General features: G+C 40.7%; 1 protein-coding gene. It reads left to right on the top strand.

The annotated features are described in order from the left end of the window. Nucleotides 1-223: 223 nt before the first annotated feature. Nucleotides 224-1432, top strand: a complete 1209-nt coding sequence (locus AACS98_RS06085; protein ID WP_066377377.1) for an RNA-guided endonuclease InsQ/TnpB family protein — start codon at nt 224-226, stop codon at nt 1430-1432. Nucleotides 1433-1437 lie beyond the last annotated feature (5 nt).

Raw genomic sequence — 1437 nt, 5'->3', positions numbered from 1 at the left:
TTTAGCTTGAACTGACAGAAGCCTCTCACTTACCGCGATAGCGGAAGTGATGAGATGAATGGCTCTCGTGTTGACGACAGTTTGCCGACGGCAGTTGCTACAAGTCGGCAGAGCCGCCCAACGCACTGCCTCACCAATGCCGACAGGCAAGGGAGGGAAACATGGAGGAAACGAGCAATTTTTTATGCTATACTCTTTTATAGCAAACATCGTTTACTCTAATATGTTAAGAGTCGTCAAAGTCAGGTTATATCCAGATGCCCAACAACAGCAGTCACTAGCGCAAGCTTTTGGCTGTTGTCGCTGGCTTTGGAATTATTGCTTGAATTTGATGAATCAAACATACAAAGAAACTGGTAAGGGTTTGTCTGGATATGCAGTAAAAAAGATAATTCCCCAGTTGAAGAAAGAGTATGAATGGTTGACATCGACCTATTCACAATGTTTGCAGCAAGTCTGTTTAAATCTAGGAGTAGCATTTAACAACTTTTTTGAAAGACGAGCTAAATACCCTAGATTCAAATCAAAGCATGGTAAGCAGTCGATACAGTATCCTCAAAACGTTAAAGTTGCTGATAATTATTTAAGTCTGCCCAAGATAGGTGACGTATCCGCAATAATTCACAGACCAATTGAGGGTAAAGTTAAAACTGTCACCATATCCAAAAATTGTTCCAATCAATACTTTGCAGCTATTCTGTTTGATGATGGCAAAGACAAACCAGAACAAAAAATGGAAGGTAAAGCAATAGGCATTGATTTGGGGTTAACTCACTTTGCTGTTACCAGTGATGGTTCTAAATTTGATAATCCCAGAATACTCACCAAGCATGAAAAGAATTTAAAACTCAAGCAGCAGCAATTATCTAGAAAGCAGAAAGGTTCTAACAACCGTATCAAAGCTAGAAAAAAAGTTGCTAGAGTTCATAGAAAAATAACTAACTGCCGTGAGGATTTTCTACACAAGCTATCTCGTAGGATAGTCAACGAAAACCAAGTTATTGTAGTTGAAAATCTCAATGTTAAAGGCATGATGCAGAATCATAAACTAGCCAAGTCTATACATCAAGTAGGGTGGGGAATGTTTTGCACAATGCTGAAATACAAAGCAGAAATGTCAGGGAAAATTTATCAGGAAGTTGATAGATTTTTCCCCAGTTCAAAAACCTGTCATGTTTGCCTTAATCAAGTTGGTAGTTTGCCACTTGATGTAAGATATTGGACTTGTGATAACTGCCAAACTAGGCATGACAGGGACGTGAACGCCAGCATTAACCTCAAAGATGAGGGACTACGTATTTTGACCTCTGGAACGGGGGATAAAGCCTGTCGCCCAGATGTAAGTCGGAGTAAGGGAGGACGCAAGAAATCCACTACTGCGCTTTCTGTTGGGCAGGAAGCCTACACTGACCGCTTGCGGCAGTGTAGGTAGTTCAC

The sequence above is a fragment of the Anabaena sp. CA = ATCC 33047 genome, from assembly GCF_963870205.1.
GTDB lineage: Bacteria > Cyanobacteriota > Cyanobacteriia > Cyanobacteriales > Nostocaceae > Trichormus.
Note: the sequence above shows the minus strand (reverse complement) of the source record. Positions and strands in the feature narration are given on the sequence as shown.